This is a genomic window from Paraburkholderia sp., assembly GCF_049581445.1.
Lineage (GTDB): Bacteria > Pseudomonadota > Gammaproteobacteria > Burkholderiales > Burkholderiaceae > Paraburkholderia.
Genome location: NZ_JBAURZ010000349.1, coordinates 16,569 through 41,137, shown reverse-complemented (window position 1 = coordinate 41,137; position 24,569 = coordinate 16,569). Strand labels below are relative to the sequence as shown.

Genomic DNA, 24,569 nt, shown 5'->3' with positions numbered 1-24,569 from the left:
CGATCGTCGTTCAGTAGGCGGACATCACGCCAGCGCCGCCGTCGACGTATGCGATCGAGCCGGTGACGAAACCGCTGCGCATGAAATACAGATACGTTTCCGCGACTTCGCTGGGCTCACCGGCATGCGCGACGGGCAAGAGCTGATTCGCCTTCTGAAACATGGCGTCGCGCGCCGCGTCGGGCAGGCCGTCCCACAGCTCGGTGCGCACCGTGCCGGGGCTGACGACGTTGACACGCACGGGTGCAAGCTCGACCGCGAGTGCGCGCGCGAACGACTCCGTCGCGCCGCAAACGCTCGAAATGACCGACCAGCCCTTGCGCGCGCGCTGCGACGCGAGTCCGGACGTCAGCACGATCGAACCGCCCACGCGGATCTTCGCCGCCCCGTACTTCGTCGCGAGCAGTGCCCCCCAGTAGCGGATGCCGAACGCCGCCTGCGCATCCGCGAACGTCATCTCCTTCAGCTCGGCAGCCTTCAGTGCGTCGCCTGCCGTATAGACGAGATGATCGAACGCGCCGACAGCATCAAAGAACGCCGCGATGCCGCGTTCGTCGAACAGATCGACAACCCGGCCTTCGACCCTCGATTCGAGGCGCTCCGTTGCATCCGCAACCTTTTTCGCGTTGCTCGATGCAATCACGACCTGCGCGCCTTCCGCAGCGGCGGCCTTCGCGGTCGCGAAGCCGAGACCCGACGAACCGCCAAGAATGACGATTCTTTTTCCTGTAAGTGACATGTTGTTCTCCGAAATAAAATGATCCAGCTGCTGCAATTCCCAGCCGGATTCAGGATTCAGTATGAGGTGCGGTCACTGTCCGAAACAGTGTGCTTCGCTTGCATCACCTCGAAGCGAAACTTGCCAATTCCGGTACGCGACGCACAGCGGACTCACACAGTGTCAGCCGCGCACCGTTTGAAACTGCTCACCGAGGCCGGCGATTCCAAGTTGCATCGTGCCGCCGCTTGCGAGATGGCGCGGCGGCTCGGGCCGAGTCCGACACCCTGCGGCGTGCCCGTTGTCAGCACGTCCCCCGGATGCAACGTCATGAAGCGGCCCACATAGCTGACGCAGGCAGCAACGAACTTGTCCCGGTGTTGCCCGAATGCGCGGTCGTGCCGTCGCCGCTGCACATCGTCTATCTGAAGGATCATCAGATGACACCGAAGATTAGCCAGTTCATCAGCTTTGTGATCGAACAGTTTGGTTAGAATTGTCGCCGGGCGATCGCTAAAGATGAAGCGCTACGCCGTCAGTTTTGCAATGACGAAATGGCATGAATCCATGCGAACATTCTCAGCTAACATTGGCGCTGCGACGCACGACGATTCAACCGGGAGCGCGATGTCGCATCGCTTTCGACGCGATGTCTCAATCGAGTTCGAAACGGCTCGCAGACAAGCGCGTCTTGATCGAAAGCGTTCCTTCGCGTAGTTCCCAAAGCTTGAGTTCGTACCGGCGCAGGCCGCGCCGGACGAACGGTTCATTTTCCATGAATTCGGCAGCTTCTTTCTCCGACTCGGCATACAAAACGGTCATGCCCTGGCCCACGATATGACCTTCCGTTACGAAAGGACCGGACAGGAACACCTTGTCCTCATACTCGATAAGGTAGCGGATATGTTCTGGAATATGCGGCAACGTCTCTTCGACCGAAGCAACCGGGTAGCTGAATGCAACATACAGGCGTCTTTTAAGGTTGGGTTCGACGAGACGCTGAATCTCGCTCTGGATTTCAGACATGCTGAATCTCCTTCGGGTTTTGATAGGTGACGTTCAATCTTTGCTGTCTCTGGTCATACGGAAAGATTTCGGGAAGCCTGGGAGCGTGCACTTCGGCTCGATAGCGCGAACCACAACACTATGACAAAGCAGAGCACCGGCACCAGATAGGCCGCACCGATCGAGAACCGATCCGCGATGGCGCCCATCAGGAGCGGCGCAATCGCGCCGCCAACGAGCGCCATCACATGGAACGAACCGGCGCGCCGAGTACGTGAACCAAGTCCTTCGACGCCAAGGGCAAAAATCGTCGGGAACATGATCGACTCGAAGAAGAACACAGCCATCAATGCCACCACAGCGACTGAACCTGCACCGGCACATGCCGCGACGCACAGCACGAGTGACACGACGGCATACACAGCGAGCATCGATGCCGCGTCAAACCTGTGCATTAGTGCAGTCGATAGGAAACGCCCACCTGTGAAAGCGACCATCGCTCCGGACAGCATAAACGCCGCCGCACTTACCGATAGTCCGGACCAATGCTCGGTCGCAAAGTTTATGAAAAACGCCGCGATGCCGACCTGAGCGGAGAAATAGAAAAACTGCGCGATGACACTGAACACGAACCGACGCTCGCGCCGAAGCGGTGTCACGCTTTCTGCGCGCAACGCCGAGGTGGATGTTTCACCGGGTTCAGGCATTGCGATCCGCCAGAACACCAAAGCTAATAGCAGCATCGCAGCGGCGATCACAACGTAGGTCATTTTCACCGACGCGACATTGCTGCCAGCCAATGCGCCATGTCGAAAGAAAAATAAGCCGCCGATCAGCGGGCCCACAAACGCGCCGAATCCGGTGAAGGCCTGGGCGAGATTGAGCCGTCGCGCCGCCCCAAGAGGTTGTCCGAGCACAGTCACATACGGATTTGCCGCTGTTTCTAGACAGGCGGCACCGCATGCGAGCACGAACAACGCTATAAGGAACGGATAAAACTGGTGGCGTGAAGTTGCCGGTACAAACAGGAGTGCCCCGAGCGCAAACACAACGAGTCCCAGGAGGATTCCGCGCTTGTATCCATACCGGTTAACATAGAGCCCTGATGGAAGCGCGACCAGAAAGTACGCGCCGAAGTAGCATGTCTGTAGCAACGCGGACTGCATTCGCGTAACGTTGAGCGTCTGCTGGAAATGCTTGTTCAGTACGTCGAGCAAACCATAGGTCAGCCCCCATGCGAAGAAAAGGCTAAAGACTAGCGCAAGCGCGACGCCGTAACGGACCGTTGCGTCTACGCGGACCACAGCGGACGGTTCAACAATAGTCGAAGAAGTTTGCATGTCGCACCTCATTCATACGTTGGATCGCTGGCCCGCGGACGGCAGCGAGAGCTTGATCAGGGCGGCGTAGTCTTCGCTAGCAAGGCCAAGCGCCGACGCATGCTGCAGCGACTGGGCAACGACCGCTGTCATGGGCAACGGAATGTGCCCATCGGCGCCCGCCGCCAGGATGAGTCCCACATCCTTCTGCATCTGCTCGACGCTGAAGGTCGGTGAGAAATCGAGAGTCTTCAGTTGCTCCGCTTTCGCTTTCACAATTGGCGAAGCGACCGCGCTTTCGCACAGCACCCGCCACATATCGCTCCAGTCGAGACCACCCTGCTGCCCGATAGCGAGCGCTTCCGCGAGCATGCCGACGGTATCGGCAACCATCAGGTTGATCACCAGCTTCATCACACGGGCCTCTTCCCGTGCTCCGACATAGAACTGCGAAGGTCCCAGCAACTGCAGCAGTGGAAGCGCGCGCTGATAGTGCTCCCGCGTGCCAGAGGCAATCGAGGTCAGCTGCGCGGTTTCGGCCATCCGCGCATTGCCGGATACCGCGACTCGCAGATAAGGAACGCCAGCATCGTCGAACGCCTGTGCCACACGACTGGAAGCGTCCGTTGATACGGTGCTGGTATCGATGTACAACTGATCAGGGCGCGCGCGGGCGGCGAGTTTGAACGCCACCGACTCAAACGCAGCGTCGTTGGGCAACGAGGTGATCAGCACTTCGGCCGAAGCCACCACTGCATCCAGATCTCGCTGCACCGTAATGCCCGCGGCAAGCGCCATTCCAATGCGCTCGCTGCTCGCGTCGAAGGTCGATACATGGTGGCCGTGCCGATGAATGCGCGTTGCCATGGGCAGGCCCATCTTGCCGATGCCAATAAAACCGACCTTAAAAGCTTCGCGCTCCGCGAAGCGCGTGCCCCGTTCGACAGACGTGAAGGTGGTGTCATCCATGGGTGTCTCTCCTGATATGGGTTTGCGTCGGCTGTGCCACGAAATCCGGCGTTCTGAACCGATCGTAGGTGGCGGCACCTGCCCGCGTCCAAGATCAAATATTTCTGGCATTGATACCTTTCTGTTATCGGGTTTGCTCTGACCACGCGATAAGCCCTCAACTGTTCAATGCCAGGAAGTTATCGACACCTTAAAAAAATGGTGTTGGATTTCGCTTCGCGAGCTGAATACGATCTGGTTGGCAGGGCCGGCAAACGTCGGACCGCGCTCTACATCCACTACCAAGGAAGTCGACCATGGACATCACACCTGAACAGATGGAAGCAACCCGCGTCGCGCGCTGGGGGAAAGTCAAACCGTACGGAGAGACTTTCATTGAAAGCCGACTGCCGGGCTTCGAAAAGCGCCTGTACAAGATCATCAACCGCGGCGTGCTCGAAAATAAGGGCGTGCAGCCAGCGATCGAAGGCGCCCACCGCTTTGGCGTCACGCTGATCGAAATTCCCGTGGGCCAAGGGGCAAACCTGCACTCCCACAAGACCGAAGAGGTGTTCTTCCCGCTTAATGGCAAGATGATCGTGATCTGGGGCGAGAATGGCGAGCACCAGCTCGAACTGAACCAATGGGACTGCATATCTATGCCGACTGGTGTCATGCGCGGATTTCGCAATCCCAATGATCACGATCTCGTTGTTTATTCGGTCGTCGGTGGAACAGATGAAGAAGTTGGCCGGATCGAATGGCATCCCGACGTACTCAAAGCAGCCGAAGGTACCGGACTCCAATACGACGGCACGGGTTTTCTGAAAACCGAAGCGTAACGAGCAACCATAAGGCGCTGAACATGCAGGAGGCAAAGCACGCAATGAACCAACCCGATACAACTACTCCGACACGACCGGATAACCGCGAAGCACTTCCCGCCACTCCCGAGGCACTTCGTGAAGCGGTGCTCGCCGCGAACAGGCATACGACAAATCCCCGCCTCAAGCAGGTTCTGGACAGCCTGCTGCGCCATCTCCATGCGTTCGCTGTCGAGGTCGATCTTGGCTATCAGGAACTGGAAGTCGGCATCGACTTTCTGGTGCGCATTGGCAAAGCGACGGGACCCGAAAAGCACGAGGGCATTCTGCTCGCGGACATTCTCGGACTGGCCACGCTCGTGGGCCTCATCGATGCGAAAAAGGCGCTGGCCGCTGGCGGTACCGAGCCGGCGCTGATTGGTCCGTTCTGGCGCGCTGCTCAGCCGCTACGCGAGAATGGCGCCAACATCGCCGCTGACGGGACACCAGGCGACAAGCTGTTCGTCAGTGGCAGGATCCTCTCGCTCGACGGCGAGCCCATCGCCAATGCGCGCATAGAGACGTGGCAGGCATCGCCCGGTGGTCTTTACGAGAACCAGGATCCTGAGCAAGCCGAGATGAATCTTCGCGGCCGCTTCCAGACGGATAGTGACGGGCGCTTCTCGTTCAATAGCGTGCGTCCAGCCGGGTATGCGGTTCCCGTCGACGGTCCATGCGGTGAACTGCTTGAAGCACAACAGCGCGCGATCATGCGCCCCGCGCATCTTCACTTCATCGTCATGGCAGAAGGCTACAAGACACTGGCTACACAGATTTTCGACGCAGACGATCCAAACGCCTATCGCGACGTTGTCTTTGGCGCGGTCGGCTCCTTGTTGCACCGCTTCGAGCAAGTATCCGACAAGAGTTTCAGGCTTAACCTCGATCTGAAACTCGAACCCGGCGCCATGCGCGTGCCGATGTGCCCACTGCCTTGAAACTCTGCCTTGAGCTTCATAGACCCTTCACCTGCCGATCAGGAGCGGCCCTTGACGTCGAATATCGAAAGCCCTGCTCCGATCGTCGTTTTCGCGAGCTTCGTGCCGAAAAACGGAAAGGAACAGGAGGTTCAGCGCGCGCTGCGGGCAGTGTTGCCCCCCACGCGATGCGAGCCGGGATGCCTGCAGTTCGACCTCCTCGTGAGCGTCGAACCACACACGACGTTCCGGCTCTACGAAGTCTTCGCGACGAAACAGGCCATCGATGAGCATCGACTGACCGACCACTACCGCATCTATCGCGCCACCATCGATCCGTTGTTGCAGGGAGCGCCTTCTGTTGTCGTCATGTCACCGCTCGATGTGGCCAGTCTGACTTATCCCTGATGCCGGACAGCGCTTAGGCTTTAGGGTTATTTTCTTCGTCGTTCGCCGACTCGTGAGCCTGCGCCATTGGCCAATCGCCGGCATTGATCATCGTCACGACCATAGAGCGGATCGTGCTCATCAGCGCGATCGTCGCGCGTGATGGAGGCCGCTGCCGAGAATGAGCGAGGAAGCGCTCCAGCGTCAGCCCCGAAATCGGTACAGCGCGCAGTGAACCTGCCAGGACTTCCCTTCGTACTGCGGAAGCAACGTGCACGGTCCAACCGGCACCCTCAGAAACGAGTTGAGCTGCCACATCAGCCGATTCGACTTCCATCACTTCGTGAAGCGATATATTCGCGCGGGCAGCGCTACGTTCGAGGGCAAGACGTACTCCTGACTTTTGCAAGCCGGCCAGTATCATTGGGACTTCACCAAGTGCCTGGATATCGAGCGACGACACTGCGAGTCGCGCGTCTGTCGCGGGGCCGATCGCGCAGAGCTTTTCGCTCAGCAATGGTTCGGCACAGATCTGCGCAGGTGCGGCAATTGGACCACTGATCAACGCGACATCCAGCGTGCCACGCTCGAGCGCTTCGGAGAGCGATGGCGAAAAGCTCTCGCTAACGCGTAGCCGGATCTCCGGATATTGATTGCGCAAGGCGCGTGTGAGCGGCGCAACGAAGAAGGATGCGAGTGCTGGCGGCAGACCAAGCGCGACAGGACCGCGCGGCGTACTTTGCTGGTCCATGATATCCACGCGGATCTGGTCCGCGTAGCGAAGCAGGAAAGTTGCACGATCGAGCAGCAGTTCTCCTTCACGGGTCAGCGAAGCGCCGCGCGAATGCCGTTCAACGAGCTTCACGCCCAACTCGGTCTCAAGCAACTGGATCTGCCGGCTCAGTGCAGGCTGCGCAATGTGCAGAACAGAAGCAGCACGCCCGAAGTGTTGATGTGCCGCTAGCACAGTGAAATAGCGCAACTGACGCAGATCCATCAAGTTCCCCGACCGGATAACGACGAAAGCCAGCAATACCGCTAAGGCGAGTTCCAGGCGCGGACGGGCTGTCACGAGACAGCGTCCCCGCCCTCAGTCGCTTGCTGGATTGTCAGCGATCCGGATGCTAATGTCGAATGGCTGTTCGCACAACGCCGGCGCGTTCTCGAACTGTCGTGAGTCAGCAAACCATCCAGTCCTCGCAAACGGCCGCTCGCCAGGCGTTCCTAGCAAGACGCCGTGAAGTACCACACGCACCCGAATCGCCAGCGCGGATATTCAACAAACAACCGAAGCGTGGCCGTGCGCGCGGTCATGAAACCAAAGTTCATTCGCTCGCACTTTCCAAACAAGTGAACGTCCTGCGACGATCAAACAGGTGTCGTCGAGTGAATCGCCCTCACAACCTCATTAGTGAATCTGGGGTCGCCTATTTCGATGTCGCCGGACAATCGCACAGTAATTTCCTGCAACAACCAGCCGTTGCCGTCTGGATCGCTGAATGAAGCGTACGAGGCATAACTTTGTCGCGTCGGGTTTAAGCCGCTTAGCACGTATTTCCCGTCAGCATGGTGGAACACGCCGCCGGTGTCGTGGAATGGTTCGCTGATCGCGATACCACGACGGAGCAGTTCGTTACGCGCGGCCACGATGTCGGAAACGACAAGGTGAAGCCCTTGAACTGAGCCTGGCGCGGCCGTGGTGATGTCTTTGCCGAACATCACCGAGCATCCAGAACCTGGCGGCGTGAACTGGATCACGCGGTAGTCGTCGCCTCTTTTGAAATCGATATCGAGCCTCCAACCGAGATCGCTATAAAAGCGCTTCGCTCGATCAGCATCGGTAACAGGGATGATGACGATCTCGAGTTTCATCTCGAACGCAAGAGCGCCCGAGATCCCAACTGCGTGTTCGCTGCCCATTGGAGTGTTGCTCATGCTGTGGCTCCTTGGATGTGTTGACTATCGGCTTCCCTTTGCCTGCCTGGCGTATTTGAAAACCACAATAGGCGAAAACACAGCGCGAAATTACAACACGCCAAGACACAGTCTTTCAAATTTATGACTGCACTAACACACTCGCATCGTTCCATTACCCTGCTGATGCGCTTCCTGCCTTACTATTTAAGTGTCACATCACGCTACAAATTGAGCCAAACGCAGTATCTACGCGCTTTGAGCGAGCGTGCCAACTTCGTCATTTCGGTCGCATGAACCCCAGCAGCATTGCCCTCGCGCGACGTTCCAAGGGGTACAGCGAAGTCCAGTTCATCCCATCGCATAGTCCGGCAATACCTTCGGTTGATGGCGAGCGCCCGATGCCTGGAGTTAAATACAAACGCCTTGCACTCGTCTACAGGCACCTTGCAGGTGCAGGGGACAGGACGCCGCTGCGACAGCGCTCTCTTCGCTGTGCCCCTCGGCCCGTCGTGCTCCAAACCCGCATGAGCCAATTGCCCGGCAGGGCACGGCTCGCAAACTTCTGACCAAGTAACAGCCTCGACCTCGAGTTTTCCCCCGGCGATGCCGCGTTCGGACATTCGCCTCAATGTACGGAGACTGGCAATGAAAATCCTGTTGGTTTTGACTTCGCACAACATCCTTGGAGACACCGGCAAGCCAACCGGCTTCTGGCTCGAAGAGTTCACTGCCCCCTACTATGCGTTCACGGACGCCGGTGCAGAGGTCACAGTGACTTCGCCCAAGGGAGGTCTTGCACCGATCGACCCGAGAAGCGACGATCCGGACAATCAAACCGATACGATGCTCCGGTTCAAGAAAGACCCTGCGACCCAGAAGGTGCTGGCCAACACCGTCAAGCTTGCCGACGTCAAGGCGGCCGACTACGACACGATCTTCTATGCCGGCGGCCATGGTCCGATGTGGGATCTGACCAATGACGAGCATTCGATCGCCTTGATCGAGGATTTCTACAACGCGGGCAAGCCGGTCGCTGCCGTCTGTCATGGTCCTTGTGTCTTCCGCAAGACTACCTACCAGGGACAGCCTCTCGTCAAGGGCAAGCGCGTCACCTGCTTTACCAACGATGAAGAAGAGGCCGTGGGCCTGACCAAGGTCATGCCCTTCCTCGTCGAGGATGAACTCAAGCGTCTGGGCGGACACTTCGAAAAGGTAGAGAACTGGGCAGTCCTTACCATTGTCGACGGGCAACTGATCACCGGCCAGAACCCCGCCTCATCGGGCCCGACTGCCAGGGAGCTGCTCAAGGTTCTGCAGGCCTAGTTCAAATCCGGCGCGAATCTTGAAGCCGGCGCGCATGTGAGACGGCCTTCCCGTCGAGCAGGACATTGCAATCGCCGAGGCGGCGCTAGCGGCGCTCGACGACTGAACAGGATCGTTCAACGAAACGCAACCGGGTAGCGAATGCCCTTCAACAGCGGAATGCACGATCGCAATCCGCGAGCGGATCCCGCACAAAGCATCTCATGTGTCGGTGATAGGAGCCCCAAATGACAGCGACTACGAACCCCGTTCAGATCAAAGTTTCCCGGCAGTCTCCAGCCTATTGGCGCGTCACGATCGACAACCCGCCGATCAACGTCATGGGGCCGCCGATGGTCGCGCAGTTTCACGAGGTCATCCATGCCCTCGAAACCGACGAGCATGTGAAGGTCGTGGTCTTTGACAGTGCAGTGGACGGCTACTTCCTGAATCACGCGGATTTCAATGCCGGTATCGAGGACCTCACCGCCATGCCAGCCGGTCCAACAGGCTTGCCGCAGTGGCCGGATTTTCTCGTGCGCCTGACACGCGCACCGGTCGTCTCCATCGCATTGATCCGAGGACGTGCGACGGGCAATGGCAGCGAGATCACGCTGGCCTGTGACATGAGTTTTGCCAGCCGGGAGAAGACCATCATTTCGCAATGGGAGGTGGGCGTGGGCATGGTCGCCGGCGGCGGTCCGATGGCGCGGCTGCCACAACTGATTGGGCGTAACCGCGCCCTTGAAGTGCTGCTGAGTTCGGAAGACATCGACGGTGACAAGGCCGAGGCCTATGGCTATGTGAACCGGACCTTGCCGGATGCCGATCTCGACGCCTACGTCGACGCGATGGCGACCAGGATCTCCAGGTTCGACAAGTGGGCCATCGCCAACACCAAGCGCCTCGTCAACACCAGCCTGCCACCGGACGTGGAACTCGGCGCCGGTTGGGATGCGTGTATCGCTTCGCTAGGACGGCCCGCCGCACAGGAAGGTGTCAAGGCTCTACTCGCGCGGGGCTTCCACAAGCCGGGCGATGTCGAGGATCGGCTTGGATATTACCTCGGCCAGCTCGCAGGTTAGGCCGGCGCGAGACCTGGTTTTTCGCCCGGCGACAGATGCGACTGTCGACCAGGGCGGTGCCGCCGCGCAGCGGCGGGAGGAGAATTAGCGATGAGCAACGAGTCAATACCGGGCGACGATACGCGTTTGCCTCGACCCGCAGAAGACAGGAGCCCCATTGACGATGACATGGCTGACGATGACCCATATGTGATTGGCCATCCACGCTACCATCACATGTTTCCGGTTCTCACCGAGGCCGAAATCAGCAGACTGCGCCGCTTCGGCAGCCTGTCGCGCTATACCAAAGGCACGATGCTCTATCGTGCGGGAGTCCGCAGTCCGGGGGTGTTCGTCATGCTCTCGGGCAAGATCCGGATCATCGCGCGTAACGGCCTCGGACTCGAACGGATCATTCACACCTACGTCCACCGCGGCGAGTTCACCTCTGATGTCGGCCAACTTTCGCCGAAGCCCGCCGTGGTGGACGCGCATGTCCTCGAAGATGTCGAAGCGCTATTGGTGCGACCCGACGATCTCACCACCATGATGATCGGTGAGGCCGATCTTGGCGAAAAGATCATGCGCGCCCTGATTCTGAGGCGGACCATGGTGCTTGAGCGCGTACCCGGTGTCGTGCTGGTCGGCTCCTCCGGTAACGCACAACTGCGCGCGTTACAGAATTTCCTGCGCCGCAACAACCTTCCGAACACGACGCTCGGCGCGGAGCACGACGCCGAAGTTGCCTTGCTGCTCGAGCGCCTGACACCGCAACCCGACGATTTCCCACTCGTCGTGTGTCCGGACGGCACTGTGCTTAAAAATCCGGATGAAAGACAGCTCGCATCGTGTCTCGGACTGATTCCTGATTTCGACCCAGCGCACGTCTACGATGTCGCCATCGTCGGCGCGGGGCCCGCGGGACTTGCAGCGGCTGTCTATGCAGCATCGGAGGGCTTGTCAGTGGCGGCGCTCGACTGTCGCGCTCCCGGTGGACAGGCCGGTACGAGCGCGCGCATCGAGAACTATATGGGATTCCCTACCGGTATCACCGGTCACAATCTCGCGGCCCGCGCGTTCATTCAGGCGCAGAAATTCGGAGCCCATATCGGCATCCCGTGCGAGGTCAAGGCGTTGTACTGCAACCGGCAACCGCACGTCGTGGAGCTTGCCGACGGCCATCGCATCACGGCGCGCACGGTGGTCATTGCTAGCGGCGCAGAATACCTGCGACCCGCCGTCGAGGACCTTGCCCGTTTCGAACGCTGCGGCGTCTACTACTGGGCAACCCCGCTTGAGGCGAGGCTCTGCCGTAAGGAGCCGGTATTGCTGATTGGTGGTGGTAATTCTGCAGGACAGGCAGCGGTGTTTCTGGCGTCGCACACCGAGCAGGTACATATGTTCATTCGAGGCGCAAACCTTGAGCACAGCATGTCGCACTACCTCACCGAGCGCGTCACATCGCTACCGAACGTGACCGTTCATACGCGCGTTGAACTGACTGCGCTTGAAGGAAATACGCGTCTGGAGCGCGTACATTACCGCGGTGCTGGCGGGATTGAAGGAAGCATGACGACGCATCACCTGTTCGTGTTCATCGGCGCAGAACCGAATACTCGCTGGCTCAAAGCGTGCGGCGTCGCGCTCGACAGCAAGGGATTCGTCTTGACGGGCACCGATCTCCCGGAAAGCAGCGTGCAATCGATGCCGCTGCAGACGAGCGCCGAGGGAGTGTTTGCAATCGGCGACGTTCGTTCTGGATCGACCAAGCGAGTCGCATCGGCAGTAGGCGAAGGCGCCGGCGTGGTGGCGCAGATTCAAGGGTTCCTGGCCCACGCCTGATGAACTCTATCCATGTACTCGCGGCGCCTGACACGTTGCACTCGGACCGGCGAAAACGAAACCAGGGTTTGAATCATGGCAAAAATCCTCCGTCGCAATCGGGTTGAAGCTGCGACGAAAAAGAGCATGAATTTCTTCGCTTACTGTGCGGGAACGCTATGCGCGTTCACCAGGACAGAACGCCACCAGTTCGAGTGGGGCGTGACGCGAGTTGCCATAGTGGCATCGATAATTCTGGCGATAGAACTGATTTTTCTTCGATAGTGCTCCGGATTCCAGGCGGCCGCACCTGGTCGTCCGCTTTCGTGCGCGAAGCGGTCGTGTGAATGGCTGTCCAGTCACACACGTGTACGGCAGAAATTGGCCGCGTCCTGCCCCGTGCGTTTTGGCTCATGTCGACCCGATAGCAGCCTGTCACCCCCATCGAAGCGGCCATTCAAAATCGATCGAAATCCACGACGAGAGTTCGTAGGCACCTCCCCGCCGCATCGGGGCCTATCTGGCCTCATGCTGAAGATATTTGTGGGCGAAAGCGATCGCCATGCTGCCCTCACCGACGGCGGAAGCGACGCGCTTAACCGGGCTCAATCGCACATCTCCACAGGCAAACACGCCTGGCACACTCGATTCGAGGAGGTAGGGATCCCGGATATGGGACCAGCGTCCCGCCTTGACAACGTCGTCGCCAGTGAGAATATATCCGCGCGCATCGCGTGCAATTTCCGTCGGTAACCACTCGGTCTCTGCGTCGGCGCCAATGAACACGAACAATCCCCCACACTCGTACCGACGCACTTCTGCGCTCAGCTCATCGCGCACATCGATCGCCGTCAGCTGAGTATCGCCGTATGCACCGACTACTTCCGATCGCAGTTGCACCGCTACGTTTGACTTCCCGCGAAGCTGCTCGACAAGGTAGCGCGACATGCTCTTCTCCAGCGAATCGCCTCGCAGGACAAGCGTGACCATGCGCGCATGATTGGCAAAGTACAAAGCGGCCTGGCCGGCCGAGTTTCCACCACCGATCAGGTAGACCTCGAGTCCATGAGTAGCGCTCGCTTCGCTGCGTGACGCGCCGTAGTAAATTCCTTTCCCGATAAACCGGTCGAAGCCATCGATCGAGAGGCGGCGCCACGTGACGCCAGTCGCGAGAATGATCGTTCGAGCCCGGATGACGTCACCTCCGTCGAGGTAAACGTTACGCCCTTCGACATCGATTCGAGCGACTGATCGTGTCACCAGAATCTCTGCACCGAGACGCCTTGCCTGTTGCAGTGCACGGCTAGCGAGTTCATCTCCAGACACGCCGTTGGGGAAGCCGAGGTAGTTCTCGATACGCGAAGATGTCCCAGCTTGCCCGCCCGGCGCTTCGCGCTCCAGCACTACAGTACGCAAACCTTCGGACGCACCGTACACCGCCGCAGCGAGACCGGCCGGTCCGCCACCGATGATCATCGTGTCGTATTCAGCGAAGCGGGGCTGCGTCTGCAGACCTAGCAACCCGGCGAGCTCGCGCGTCGCAGGTTGACTAAGCACTGTGCCATCTGCCAGTCGCAACGCCGGGCAATCTTGCTCTGGTGGACAGGCTCCAGGCCAGCGCGCCGGGAGTTCTGGCGCATCCGGTGTCATCCAGTCGTAGCTGATCTGGTTGCGGGCGAGAAACTTCCGCAGCGCTGTACAGGCGTCGTCCCAGCGACTGCCAATCATCGTCACGCGTGGCTTGGGCGGCTCGGCGGAGAGTCCCTGCAGACCCCCGATACGCTCGCGCGCAAGGGTGCCCATCTTGAACGCAATTTCTGGCGATGCGGCAACCAGTTGGTAGTAACGCTGAGCGTCCACACGCATTACACGCGATGGCTCTGCTGCCCGATAGGCGCCTGGAAACGGCGAACTCAGCGCGAGCGGCACTTCGCCAAAGAGGGTTCCAGGCAGACGCCAGCCCAGCGTCCGCTCGACACCGTCGAATGTCTTGATGACTTCCATCTTGCCGGCCAGAACGGCATACAGCGCGCGCTCGCCACCTTCATGGACTGCGAACTCGCCCGCGCACAGGTGCAGGTCTGCGGACGTGTGAGCGAGATGCTCCAGTTCGTCATCAGGGAGTGTTGCAAACAGTGGAACCGCGCGGATGTCGTCGATTGTCAGCATGGCTTTGTCCGGACAGGCAAGTAAGGGGACACTCGGTCCGCCTCGTTTTCGCTCGCCTGGGTGGCCTGACAAAGATGCGCAAGCAAACGGATCGACCCTTGCCGCGCAATCGGAAGCAGGCACCAGTCCGTTAGTCTTGCCGTATGGAGCACGCCGATACTGCTCGAATACTTGCGAACGCACACCATGACTGGGCGAGACACAGCAAGCAGACCGGGCCAGTATAGGACTTTCGCCAGGTTAGAGGGCGCACGGCCCGCAGCAGCGCCACCGCGAGAGCGCTGCCGCCTTACGCTGCTGCTGGACTGGCCTTTACTCCGTAGCTGCAATCCGGGCCGCACTCGCAGCGTTGCTCGAGCGGAAGGCCGGAAACTTCGCGCCTGGCTCCGCAATCGTCTTGATGTCGTTTTTCACCAGATCGTCACGGGTAATCAGTGTTGGCTTGACGACGATGTGGCGACCCGGATCTTCACCCGCCGCCTCCAACGCCGCCGCGCGCACCGAGACCGCACCGACCACCGCCGGATGGGCCGCAGTAAAAGCAAAAAGGGATGTCGGGGACAGACCTGTTCGGGCGTGCAGTTGACCAATTCGCGCGCAAATTAACGCTGCGGCGGCATGCCAATCCCAAAGGCGGTCAAAGGCTGGGAGCCCGTCTGCGCGGTAATCGAGCCGTACACGGCCCGTTTCAGGCATAAGCTTCCAACAAAAAATTCGTTGCACCAGCCCAGATACCGCCTTATTTAAAGAGTCTGCGCAGCGCCTCCGCATGCGCGCCTTTATCCTTGAAGTCATGCCACACAACGCCGACAAGATGACCGACTGGTTGCTCTCCGGTCTCGAACTAAAGAGCACGATTTTTCACGTTGGCCAGTATTGCGGCACCTGGCAGGCTTCAACCGCGGGCCACCAGCGCGCGAGCTTCCACGTCGTCCTGCATGGCGAATGCTGGCTGCACCTTCCCGCCAATGCCGGGCGCGATGCGCACAGCGTGCACCTCGATGCAGGCGACGCCGTGTTCCTGCTGCAAGACATGCCGCACTGCCTTTCGCCCGACCCACAGCCACCCGCGCGCGGTCACGAGAGCCAGCGTATCGGCACCATGTCACCGCTGAGTGACCAAGCCGCTACGCGAACCTCAGGCAACGCAAGCGTGGGTATCGCTTGCGGCTTCTTCGAGTTCAGTTCCGGGCTCGATGACATGCTGCTCACCCTGTTGCCCGACCATATCGTGGCACGGCGGGACAATCCATCGCTCGAAGGCGCGCGTGCGATTTTCGATCTGATTCGTGCCGAGGCAATGCATGATCCGCATCTCCCCTCGCCGCTTATCGCCCGGCTCACCGATCTGCTGTTCGTCTATACGTTGCGCGCATTGGGCGACGGCGACGAGATTGCGCCGTGTTTCTGGTCGCTGATGCGGCGCGCTGAGTTTGCTCCGCTCGTGAGCGCGATCGTCGAGTCGCCTGACAAGCGCTGGACCACCGACACCATGGCAGGCTTCGTCCATATGTCGCGGGCACGCTTTTGCAAGCTGTTCGTCGATGTCTCAGGGCAACCGCCGGCGCAATTCGTCACGCTGATCCGCATGAAGCTGGCTGCGGCGATGTTGCGCAGCGGCGCGCGTACGCCGGACGCGGCCGAACGTGTCGGTTACCAGTCCGAATCGGCGTTTGCACAGGCATTCAAACGTGTCACCGGCGTCCAGCCCGGCGCATGGCGCCGTTCGCGTGCAGCGCGTGAGGCGGGAACTGCGAACAGCTCGGCTGACGTAACGTCGCGCGCTTCGCTGCACTGACGGCCGCCTGCTCGCCCCATCGCAAGACAAACCCGCATAAATTGCAGACAACGGCGCATTGTCGAAGGCCAGTCGGGCACGCACAATAAAGGCTACCCTATGAGGATCCGACATGAGCCGTCTACCGCTGCAAACCATTGAAAGCGCTCCCGAAGCGAGCCGTCCTTACCTCGAACGCTCCCAGGCCAATAACGGCTTTCTGCCGAACCTGGTCGCTCAGCTCGCGACCGCGCCGACTGCCCTCGAGGCCTATCTGACCGTTGGCGAAATCAACGGTCGCAGCGGCCTTACGCTTGCCGAACGCGAGACGATACAGATCACGGCTGCAGGCATTCACGGCTGCGGATTCTGCGTCGCGGGTCATACCGCGGTCGCTCTCAAGAAGGCGCAACTCGATGGCGAACTCGTCGAAGCGATCCGCGAGCAAAAGCCCCTTAGCAATGCGCGCCTTGACGCAGTCGCCGTATTTACACGTGCGGTAATCGCCACGCGCGGCGCGGTGAGCGACGCCGAGCTTGCAACCTTCCGGGCGGCAGGGTTCAGCGACGCCAATGCGCTCGAAGTCGTACTCGGCGTGAGTCTCGCGACGCTCTGCAATTTCGCCAACAACCTCGCGCAGACCGAACTGAATCCGCAACTCGCCGCCTATCGCTGGGAACCCAGCGCGCACGCAGCATGAAGCCGCTTGCGCTGGCTGCCATTGCGCCGGAACTGGCCGCCTGGCTTGACGAAAACGCCGAAGCGATCGATGCCGGCCAGGATCTCGCTGCGCAGATCGTGCCGCAACTCGGTCGCGCGGATCTGTTTCGGGTAGGCGTGCCTGCGCAGGACGGCGGTCTCGATGGCACGACGGTGGATGCGATTGAAGCCATCGCCAGCGTCGCGAATCATTCGCTGACTGCGGCGTTCGTTTTCTGGGGTCAGCGCACCTTCATCGAATACCTGCTGCAAAGTCCGAACGAGGGGCTGCGCAGCCGCTGGCTGCCCGCGCTTCTACACGGTGAATTCGCGGGCGCGACTGGCTTGTCGAACGCGATGAAGTATCTGTCGAATATCGAATCGCTGCAGATGAGCGCGACGCGGCTCGAAGACGCAGATATCCCCACACGCTGGACACTCAATGGCAGCCTGCCGTGGATCACCAACCTGCGCCGCGAGGGTTTTCTCGCGGCGGCTGCATTCGATCACAGCGACGGTGCGCCGCCTTCGATCTTTGCGATTCCGCACAATGCAACCGGTGTGGTTCGCAGCGACGATCTGGATCTGATTGCACTGCGCTCCAGCAACACCGCGGCCTTGCGTGTCGAAGACACCGTACTCGACGCAAGCTGGCAAATCACGCCTGATGCCCCCGCCTTCCTTGTGCGGGTCCGCCCTGCATTTCTCGGCCTGCAATGCGGCATGTCGATCGGCCTCGCGCGCCGCGCGCTTGACGCTGTATCCGACAGCGGTGCCGCCGCACGCGCTGCGGTGGATGACGAAACTGCCCAGCTTACCCACGAACTCAATGGGCTCTCGAAGCGCCTCTTCGACGGCGTTCAGCAAGGCACGTTTCTGCACTCACCAGCGCTGCTGTTCGAGGTGCGCATCGGTCTTGCAAGCGTGGTCGATGCTGCGCTCCGGCTGGAAGTGCAAGCCTCTGGTGGGCGCGGTTACCTGCGTGGCCAGAGTGGCGCAGCACGTCGCGTGCGCGAAGCTGCGTTCGTGCCAATCGTCACGCCGAGCATCGTGCAGTTGAAGAACCAGCTTGCACAGCATCGTAAAACGAACGCTGCATGAGCAGCGTCGTCGATATGCAGTTAATGCGCGAACCGGGCGTCGAGCCGACGGTGCAAGCGCCGAACGACAGCGGACATCGCCGTACACACCACGAAATAGCAGGCCCCGGCAAACAGGATCAACTGGACTGTGGTTCCATCTCGCGCACCGGCATTCGAGGAAACCGTGAAGAAATCGTTGAGTCCGATGACGTAGACCAGCGACGTGTCCTGGAACAGGATTATTGCCTGCGTCAGCAGCAATGGCGCCGCCGCCCGTAACGCCTGCGGCAAAAACAACCAGCCGCATGCTCTGGCCGCTCGTCATGCCGAGCGCCAGCGCCGCGTTCGCCTGGCCTGAAGGAACGCTCTTGATGCCCGCACGGATGATTTCCGAATAGTAGGCGGCCTCGAAGAGCGAGAACGCGATCAAGGCCGAAACGCGGCGAATGTCCGTATTCGCATGCAGATGCAATACCGACCGCAAGAACTGCGGCACAACCAGAAAGAGCCCGAGCAGAACCATGACGAGCGGCACCGCACGAAACGCCGTCACATAGGCCTGGGCGAACACCGCGAGCGGACGCCACGTGGACAAACGGAACAGCGTCAAGATCGTGCCGAGGCAAAATCCTGCGACCATTGCAACCGCCGCCAATTCCAGTGTGATGTACAAGCCGCCGGCGAGCTCCGGCTCGAATCATGGTGGATGGTCTCCTGGTATGCAATTTCGCGCGGGGGCGAAGAAGGGCAATTCGCGAGTAGAAACCAGCTCTTCGATGATGGCAAATATTTGTATCCGCGTTGCTTTTCGTGTTTTCTGATAACGCCCAGCCGGACGCGCCTGGAGCTTTACGACGCAAAGCGCTCGGTTGTGAAAGGCCCAAGGTCCATCCGGGCAGTACCTTGAGTGATCCGCTCGGCCAGTGCCTCGCCAATCGCACTGGCGAATTTGAAGCCATGCCCCGAGAAACCTGTCGCCACGTGAACGTTGGAGCACGCAGGTACTCGGTCGATGATGAAATGTTCGTCCGGCGTCACATCGTACTCGCAGGTCCCACCCATGCGTAGCTTTCCGGCTTTCGGCAAATACCGGCGCAGAAAGCTTCCTAGTTCAGGCAGGTCGGTTGGCTCATCACCGAAAGGAACGAGCGGCGCACGGGTCGCCCGCATCGAGCAGCAGCACCTTGTTGCCGGCCTTGCTCAGATAATATCCAGCGGCCATGCCCATCGAACCCGCGCCGACGGTCAGAGTATCGAAGGATCGATCGCCGAAGTTCAACTCATGCATATGGAAGTGTCCCGTGCCAGTGCCAGTGCCCGTCGCAACGATTGGCGAGGCGCGCTGGCGGTCAACCTGGATTGTCGGCACTTCCTTTGCATCTGTCGAGCGCTCACGCCACGCGCAGCGACGACGCAGTTAGCCGGTTTGCGGTTTGGCCTGAGGTTCGAGTTTGGGCAGTACGCGAGCAAACCCGATCTCGTGCGTGACGACAATCATCGATGTGCCGCGAAGCCAGCAATATCGCACCCAGACGATCCCTTGCTCACGGATCTGCGCGCTCAGCTGCTTGAGCGGCTCGATGCCTTCGAGGCGATTTAACAGTCGAAAATTGTGCCCTACCTTCGTGAGGCGAAGGTCTTGCTGCGGGGCCGAAATCCGTATCGCTTATCTGCTCTTCTCCCCCCGGAAGTACCGCCCCTAGGCGGCCCAACACCTGCATGCTCTGTTTCCAGAGCACTTGCCGTTCATTCAGCTGATCAATTTGATCTCACAGGTTTTGCCAAAATGCAGCACACTACAATCCGTTCTGCCGCCAGTCCCCGGCTACTTACCGAGCGAAACTGACCACCCAGGCACTTGCCCATGAGCATCCCTTCACTGCGCGACTGGATCTTTTCGTTAAAAACCTTCCTCGCAGCGATGCTCGCGCTGTACATCGCATTCTATTTCGACCTGCCGCGCCCCTATTGGGCCATGGCGTCCGTGTATATCGTGTCGAATCCGTTCGTCGGCGCGACGCGCTCCAAGGCCTTATATCGCGTCCTGGGCACCCTGCTCGGCGCAGGCGCTTCCGTTGCCCTGGTGCCGCCGTTCGCGGAATCGCCGTATCTGTTGAGTGCGTTGATCGCACTGTGGACCACGGTGTTTGTTTACATTTCCATATCAACGCGCAGCGCACGGAATTATGTGTTTCTGCTCGCCAGTTATTCCCTGTCGGTTATCGCACTGCCTGCGCTGGCCAATCCACTGAGCATCTTTGATGTCGCGGTAGCCCGAACCGAGGAAATCACGCTCGGCATTGTGTGCGCCAATGTCGTCGGAAGTATCTTTTTTCCGAGCCGGCTCGCACCGACGCTCATCGAGCGAACGGACGCGTGGTTTCGCAACGCCGTTATTTACACACAAGCGTCGCTCTCGGGCCTGATTGTGGGAGCACGCGTTTCGGCCGGTCGCCAGCAGATGGCGGCTACCGTCAGAGGCTTCGAGTTGTTGCTGAGCCAGTTGAGCTACGATAACGCCGATCTCGACACGCTCGCCCGCAGCGACGAACTGCACGGCAGGATGCAACTCATGCTGCCCATCACCTCTGCGCTCGCGGATATCGTTCACGTCGCCCTGAAAAACGACCTTGGCGCGCAGACGGGGTTTAACGAACTCCTGCGCGATGTCGAGCTCTGGATGAGTGAGCCGCTCGGCGACGATCCCGAGCGCGAAGCACCGAACCTGCGTGCACGCATTGCGCTACTGGAGCCGACCGACGCCGAAATGGCGACATGGCAGGGAGGTGTGTTATCCAGTGCGCTGTGGCGTTTGCGGCAACTGGTCGACCTATGGACGGATTGCCGGACCCTCCGCCATATCATCGTCCACAAGACGGGACACTGGCGGGTGCGGTTTCGTCACTGGCGGCTCGGCAAAAAGCACAGTTTTCTCGATCAGGGGCTCGCGTGGTTTTCCTCCATCTCCGCCGGGCTCGTCATTTTCATTTCATCATCCGTGTGGATCGCCTCGGGCTGGCAGGACGGTGCCGCAGCGGTCTCGCTCGGCGCCATTGGATGCTGTTTTTTCGCCGCACTCGACGAACCCGTGCCCATGATGATTACCTTCCTCAAGTGCGCCTCGATGGCCGTCTTTATCGCCGCCTTCTATCTGTTCGTGGTGCTGCCGAATGGCCAGGACTTCGGTATGCTGGTCATCTTCTTCTCGTTTTTGTTCGTTCCTCTCGGACTGCTGATGGCGCATCCGAAATGGGCCCTGGTATCGACCCTTGTGGCGTTGACCACGGCGACATTTCTCGGTATTGGCGATGCCTATGACGCCAACTTCCTGACGTTCCTGAATGCCAATCTCGCCGGTCTCGCGGGGGTCATTTTTGCTTCGGTATTGACAGGAGTACTCCGCCCGTTCGGAACGAATGCAGCGGCTGAAAGACTGACTCGCTCCACCTGGGGGGATGTCGTTCTCAGCGTGTCTGGTCTGACGATCGACCAGCAACGCGACCTGAGCGCACGCATGCTTGACCGGCTGATGCAACTCATTCCGCGCGTCGGGCCGAGCGACGCTCACAGGCACCCCGCGACGGAAAGCCTGCGCGACATGCGCATCGCGCTCAATTCGCTCGATCTGTGCAGACTGACGAAGAAACTGCCAGGCGAATCCTCCGCTGCATTGCGTCAGGCCCTCGACGGGGTGCGGTTGCACTACGAACAATGCGTCGCAGCGGGGAGACGGCAAACCGTACCTGCAACGCTTGCAGTCGACATCGACACGACCATCACTCGAATCATGGCTGTATTTTCGACGAATCCCGGCGCTCCAGGAGGCAAGCAGCGAAGAGAGGCGCTCCGTGCGCTAGCCGGGCTTCGGTTATCGCTATTCCCGGGCGAGAACCTTGCCGACGAGCAGTGAATCGCGTCCCCCGTCCTTTGTTTGTTACCCGGCTCTTCACCTGACGTGCTGTCCTGTTCTTGCGCATCTTCCTGGTGTCTTTTTTAGGTACGACCTCAAAGGAGTTGATTGCCATGCCAAAGCTCACAACCGCATTCGGTGCCCCCGTCGTTGACAATCAGAACATCAAGACCGCCGGCGCACGCGGACCGGCCTTGCTCGAAGACATCTGGTTTCTGGAAAAGCTGGCCCATTTCGACCGCGAGGTGATTCCTGAACGCCGCATGCACGCGAAGGGATCCGGCGCTTTCGGCACCTTCACCGTCACGCACGACATCTCCCGCTACACGCGGGCGAAGATTTTCTCAGAGGTCGGCAAAAAGACCGATCTGTTCGTTCGCTTCTCGACGGTCGCTGGAGAGCGAGGCGCCGCCGACGCCGAACGCGACATCCGCGGCTTTGCGGTGAAGTTCTATACCGAAGAGGGAAATTGGGATCTGGTGGGCAACAATACGCCAGTGTTTTTTCTGCGCGATCCATTGAAGTTTCCCGATCTCAACCATTCAATCAAGCGCGACCCACGGACCGGCTTGCGCAGTGGCGAAAGCAACTGGGATTTCTTCACGCAGTTGCCCGAAGCACTGCATCAGATAACCATCGTGATGAGCGATCGCGGCATTCCGCGCACCTTCCGTCACATGCACGGTTTTGGCAGTCATACGTTTAGTTTCATCAGTGCGGCCAACGAACGATTCTGGGTCAAATTCCATTTCACCACGCAGCAGGGTATTGAGAATCTGACCGATGCCGAAGCGGTTGAACTCATTGGGCACGATCGCGAAAGCTCGCACCGCGACCTCTATGAAAGCATCGAGCGCAAGGAATTTCCACGCTGGACACTTGCCGTGCAGATCATGCCGGAACACGAGGCCGCCACCTATCCAATCAACCCGTTCGACCTGACCAAGGTCTGGCCGCACAAAGACTATCCGCTGATCGAAGTCGGCGTGATGGAACTGAATCGTAATGCTGAGAATTTCTTTGCGGATGTTGAGCAGGCCGCGTTCAATCCGGCGAATGTCGTGCCGGGAATTGGCTTCTCACCGGACAAGATGCTGCAGGGTCGCCTGTTTTCATACGGGGATGCGCAACGCTACCGCTTGAGTGTCAACTTCAATCAGATTCCGGTCAACGCACCAAAGTGTCCCGTGCATAGCTATCACCGTGACGGCACGATGCGAGTGGACGGCAACATGGGCGGCGCGACGCCGTATGAGCCGAATACCCGAGGTGAGTGGCAGGAGCAGCCTGACTTCAGAGAGCCCCCGTTAAGCCTGGAGGGTGCGGCGGATCATTGGAATCATCGGGTGGACGACGATTATTACTCGCAGCCAGGCGCCCTCTTCCGGCTGCTGACTCCCGCCAAACAACAGGTGTTGTTCGAAAACACGGCGCGCGAGCTTGTCAATGTTTCTGAACCGATCAGCAAGCTTCATATCGAACATTGCAGGCTGGCTGATCCTGCGTATGGTGCGGGAGTCGCCAGGGCGCTCGATGCGCTGAATCTGGGCAAAGCACCCAACAAGGTGCTCTAGGGATTCGGTGACAACTCGAAGATGCTATCGATTTCGACAGGAATGCCCATCGGCAAGGTGTGCACGCCCAGTGCACTCCGCGCCGGCAGCGTGTCCGGTCCAAACAGTTCCAGCAGGAGATCGCTCGCGCCGTCCGCTACCTGAGGATGCCGGGTAAACGACGGGTCGGCGCGCACGTAGACGGTCAACCGGTTGCACCTCTCAATCTTGTCCAACCCGATTGCCTGATCGACACAGGCCAGAATCATGAGCATCGTCAGACGTGCCGCACGCTGTGCGTCCTGAAGCGACAGATCCGCACCGACGATCCCCACGATGGGTTTGCCGTTTTCGAACGGCCCGAGCCCAGAGACATACAGTTGCGTTCCCGAGACCGAAACGGTCCGATAGGATCCAAGAGGATTGATCGGCGCGGGCAACTCCACACCGAGTTTCATCAAGCGGTCACGGAGACTCATGTTTTCGCTTCCAGTCAGAACGACGTTTTTAGGTACACGGACGGACCTATTTCTAAACACGCCTCAAGGACGATTTATTCCCGCTGATACGGCTAGCGGGTCGCCAGATTCGCCGCAAATAGGCCGGCGTCCCAGACGCTCATACGTCGCAGGCGTACTCTATGAGTGGCAACGTACGCAATGCCGATAAAAGGAGGAAATGGGTTGCCGTTTTGCAACAGATCGCGCCGATTTTTTCGCCCACGTTGTGGTCGGATTTTGTTAGCCTAGTCGTGTTAGTGCGTCCAACGACAGGAGGGCCTAACCATGCTTCGATGGCTTGCAAACTGGGCGTCACATCACGCCCCCACGCCCGAGAAACAGGCTGAACGCGCGTTGAACGAACTACGCATGGAGCTGTTTCAGGCCGAGCAACACGTACTGGACGCACAGTTGCGTGCGGACTACTACCGGGCTCGCCTGACCTTTCTGGAAGAAGTCACCAGAAAGGGAATCGAGCAGGTGTCAGACGAACGCAAAAATCATCAGGAGCCATCCCCGTCTCTACGGCCAGGGTTGAAGCTCACGGCAGCGCAATAGAAGCTTAATCAGCGAACGCTGAAGTCCCGTCAGAGTGACAATCCTGACGGGACTCTGTTC

General features: G+C 59.5%; 23 protein-coding genes and 3 pseudogenes. 13 read left to right on the top strand and 13 right to left on the bottom strand.

Features of this window, described 5'->3' with window-relative positions; all coding sequences use genetic code 11:
• Positions 1–10: 10 nt before the first annotated feature.
• Both WCA85_RS29680 and WCA85_RS29675 read right to left on the bottom strand, forming a co-directional pair.
• Positions 11–739 carry an SDR family oxidoreductase gene (locus WCA85_RS29680; protein ID WP_424068434.1) on the bottom strand — a complete coding sequence of 243 codons (729 nt, stop codon included), beginning with the start codon at positions 737–739 and terminating at the stop codon, positions 11–13.
• 162 nt (positions 740–901) lie between these two features.
• Positions 902–1,083: pseudogene (locus tag WCA85_RS29675) on the bottom strand (fumarylacetoacetate hydrolase family protein); the annotation flags it as partial.
• Here WCA85_RS29675 and WCA85_RS29670 point away from each other — a divergent pair.
• On the top strand, positions 1,039–1,212 hold the full coding sequence (locus tag WCA85_RS29670) for a hypothetical protein (RefSeq protein WP_424068485.1): 174 nt from the start codon (positions 1,039–1,041) through the stop codon (positions 1,210–1,212). The pseudogene WCA85_RS29675 and the gene WCA85_RS29670 overlap by 45 nt on opposite strands.
• A 160-nt stretch (positions 1,213–1,372) precedes the next feature.
• Here WCA85_RS29670 and WCA85_RS29665 read toward each other — a convergent pair whose 3' ends face one another.
• From WCA85_RS29665 to WCA85_RS29655, 3 genes are read right to left on the bottom strand one after another with little or no spacing between them, the layout of a single operon-like run.
• On the bottom strand, positions 1,373–1,744 hold the full coding sequence (locus WCA85_RS29665) for a YciI family protein (protein WP_424068433.1): 372 nt from the start codon (positions 1,742–1,744) through the stop codon (positions 1,373–1,375).
• A 53-nt stretch (positions 1,745–1,797) separates the two neighbouring features.
• Positions 1,798–3,063, bottom strand: coding sequence for a sugar MFS transporter (locus WCA85_RS29660; RefSeq protein ID WP_424068432.1), 1,266 nt, complete (start codon positions 3,061–3,063; stop codon positions 1,798–1,800).
• 12 nt (positions 3,064–3,075) lie between these two features.
• On the bottom strand, positions 3,076–4,011 hold the full coding sequence (locus WCA85_RS29655; protein ID WP_424068431.1) for an NAD(P)-dependent oxidoreductase: 936 nt from the start codon (positions 4,009–4,011) through the stop codon (positions 3,076–3,078).
• Between the two features lie 296 nt (positions 4,012–4,307).
• On the opposite strand from WCA85_RS29655, the gene WCA85_RS29650 reads away from it, so the two are divergent.
• Genes WCA85_RS29650 through WCA85_RS29640 form a run of 3 tightly spaced genes read left to right on the top strand, consistent with a single transcriptional unit; the run spans position 4,308 to position 6,178 of the window.
• Positions 4,308–4,832 (top strand): cupin domain-containing protein, encoded by a 525-nt coding sequence (locus WCA85_RS29650; protein WP_424068430.1) that lies wholly within the window; start codon positions 4,308–4,310, stop codon positions 4,830–4,832.
• Positions 4,833–4,876: 44 nt separating this feature from the next.
• Complete coding sequence (locus WCA85_RS29645; protein WP_424068429.1) at positions 4,877–5,791, top strand: dioxygenase; 915 nt, start codon at positions 4,877–4,879, stop codon at positions 5,789–5,791.
• A 51-nt stretch (positions 5,792–5,842) separates the two neighbouring features.
• Positions 5,843–6,178 carry a putative quinol monooxygenase gene (locus WCA85_RS29640; protein ID WP_424068428.1) on the top strand — a complete coding sequence of 112 codons (336 nt, stop codon included), beginning with the start codon at positions 5,843–5,845 and terminating at the stop codon, positions 6,176–6,178.
• 13 nt (positions 6,179–6,191) lie between these two features.
• Here WCA85_RS29640 and WCA85_RS29635 read toward each other — a convergent pair whose 3' ends face one another.
• Positions 6,192–7,154: a LysR family transcriptional regulator gene (locus WCA85_RS29635; protein WP_424068427.1), complete on the bottom strand. Its 963-nt coding sequence runs from the start codon at positions 7,152–7,154 to the stop codon at positions 6,192–6,194.
• 371 nt (positions 7,155–7,525) lie between these two features.
• Positions 7,526–8,092: a VOC family protein gene (locus tag WCA85_RS29630; RefSeq protein WP_424068426.1), complete on the bottom strand. Its 567-nt coding sequence runs from the start codon at positions 8,090–8,092 to the stop codon at positions 7,526–7,528.
• A 627-nt stretch (positions 8,093–8,719) separates the two neighbouring features.
• Between WCA85_RS29630 and WCA85_RS29625 the strand changes: the two genes are divergently transcribed.
• The 3 genes from WCA85_RS29625 to WCA85_RS29615 all read left to right on the top strand — a co-directional run bounded on the left by WCA85_RS29625 (position 8,720) and on the right by WCA85_RS29615 (position 12,282).
• Positions 8,720–9,397, top strand: a complete 678-nt coding sequence (locus WCA85_RS29625; protein ID WP_424068425.1) for a type 1 glutamine amidotransferase domain-containing protein — start codon at positions 8,720–8,722, stop codon at positions 9,395–9,397.
• Between the two features lie 227 nt (positions 9,398–9,624).
• Positions 9,625–10,461, top strand: a complete 837-nt coding sequence (locus tag WCA85_RS29620; RefSeq protein ID WP_424068424.1) for an enoyl-CoA hydratase/isomerase family protein — start codon at positions 9,625–9,627, stop codon at positions 10,459–10,461.
• A 90-nt stretch (positions 10,462–10,551) separates the two neighbouring features.
• Positions 10,552–12,282, top strand: coding sequence for an FAD-dependent oxidoreductase (locus tag WCA85_RS29615; protein ID WP_424068423.1), 1,731 nt, complete (start codon positions 10,552–10,554; stop codon positions 12,280–12,282).
• A 495-nt stretch (positions 12,283–12,777) separates the two neighbouring features.
• Here the strand turns inward: WCA85_RS29615 and WCA85_RS29610 are convergent, their stop codons facing one another.
• Positions 12,778–14,430 (bottom strand): FAD-dependent oxidoreductase, encoded by a 1,653-nt coding sequence (locus WCA85_RS29610; RefSeq protein WP_424068422.1) that lies wholly within the window; start codon positions 14,428–14,430, stop codon positions 12,778–12,780.
• Positions 14,431–14,742: 312 nt separating this feature from the next.
• A pseudogene (locus tag WCA85_RS29605) lies at positions 14,743–14,973 on the bottom strand (sugar ABC transporter substrate-binding protein); the annotation flags it as partial.
• A 250-nt stretch (positions 14,974–15,223) separates the two neighbouring features.
• On the opposite strand from WCA85_RS29605, the gene WCA85_RS29600 reads away from it, so the two are divergent.
• From WCA85_RS29600 to WCA85_RS29590, 3 genes are all read left to right on the top strand, one after another.
• Positions 15,224–16,228: an AraC family transcriptional regulator gene (locus tag WCA85_RS29600; RefSeq protein WP_424068483.1), complete on the top strand. Its 1,005-nt coding sequence runs from the start codon at positions 15,224–15,226 to the stop codon at positions 16,226–16,228.
• A 112-nt stretch (positions 16,229–16,340) separates the two neighbouring features.
• The gene (locus tag WCA85_RS29595) at positions 16,341–16,907 is read left to right on the top strand and encodes a carboxymuconolactone decarboxylase family protein (RefSeq protein WP_424068421.1); all 567 of its coding nucleotides are present in this window, start codon (positions 16,341–16,343) and stop codon (positions 16,905–16,907) included.
• A complete protein-coding gene (locus WCA85_RS29590) occupies positions 16,904–18,007 on the top strand; it encodes an acyl-CoA dehydrogenase family protein (protein ID WP_424068420.1) in 1,104 nt (367 codons plus the stop codon). The genes WCA85_RS29595 and WCA85_RS29590 overlap by 4 nt, the downstream gene beginning before the upstream one ends.
• Positions 18,008–18,027: 20 nt before the next feature.
• Here WCA85_RS29590 and WCA85_RS29585 read toward each other — a convergent pair.
• The 3 genes and pseudogenes from WCA85_RS29585 to WCA85_RS29575 form a co-directional block, all read right to left on the bottom strand.
• A pseudogene (locus tag WCA85_RS29585) lies at positions 18,028–18,661 on the bottom strand (ABC transporter permease subunit).
• A gap of 176 nt (positions 18,662–18,837) precedes the next feature.
• Positions 18,838–19,158, bottom strand: a complete 321-nt coding sequence (locus WCA85_RS29580; RefSeq protein WP_424068419.1) for an FAD-dependent oxidoreductase — start codon at positions 19,156–19,158, stop codon at positions 18,838–18,840.
• On the bottom strand, positions 19,121–19,276 hold the full coding sequence (locus WCA85_RS29575; RefSeq protein ID WP_424068418.1) for an FAD-dependent oxidoreductase: 156 nt from the start codon (positions 19,274–19,276) through the stop codon (positions 19,121–19,123). Before WCA85_RS29575 ends, WCA85_RS29580 begins: the two co-directional genes overlap by 38 nt.
• A gap of 576 nt (positions 19,277–19,852) precedes the next feature.
• Here WCA85_RS29575 and WCA85_RS29570 point away from each other — a divergent pair.
• Both WCA85_RS29570 and WCA85_RS29565 read left to right on the top strand, forming a co-directional pair.
• Entirely contained in the window at positions 19,853–21,898 is a 2,046-nt protein-coding gene (locus tag WCA85_RS29570; RefSeq protein ID WP_424068417.1) for an FUSC family protein, read from the top strand.
• A 113-nt stretch (positions 21,899–22,011) separates the two neighbouring features.
• The gene (locus WCA85_RS29565) at positions 22,012–23,472 is read left to right on the top strand and encodes a catalase (protein ID WP_424068416.1); all 1,461 of its coding nucleotides are present in this window, start codon (positions 22,012–22,014) and stop codon (positions 23,470–23,472) included.
• Here the strand turns inward: WCA85_RS29565 and WCA85_RS29560 are convergent.
• Positions 23,469–23,930, bottom strand: coding sequence for a RidA family protein (locus tag WCA85_RS29560; RefSeq protein WP_424068415.1), 462 nt, complete (start codon positions 23,928–23,930; stop codon positions 23,469–23,471). The genes WCA85_RS29565 and WCA85_RS29560 overlap by 4 nt on opposite strands.
• Positions 23,931–24,236: 306 nt before the next feature.
• Between WCA85_RS29560 and WCA85_RS29555 the strand changes: the two genes are divergently transcribed.
• Complete coding sequence (locus tag WCA85_RS29555; RefSeq protein ID WP_424068414.1) at positions 24,237–24,509, top strand: hypothetical protein; 273 nt, start codon at positions 24,237–24,239, stop codon at positions 24,507–24,509.
• The last annotated feature ends 60 nt before the right edge of the window (positions 24,510–24,569 follow it).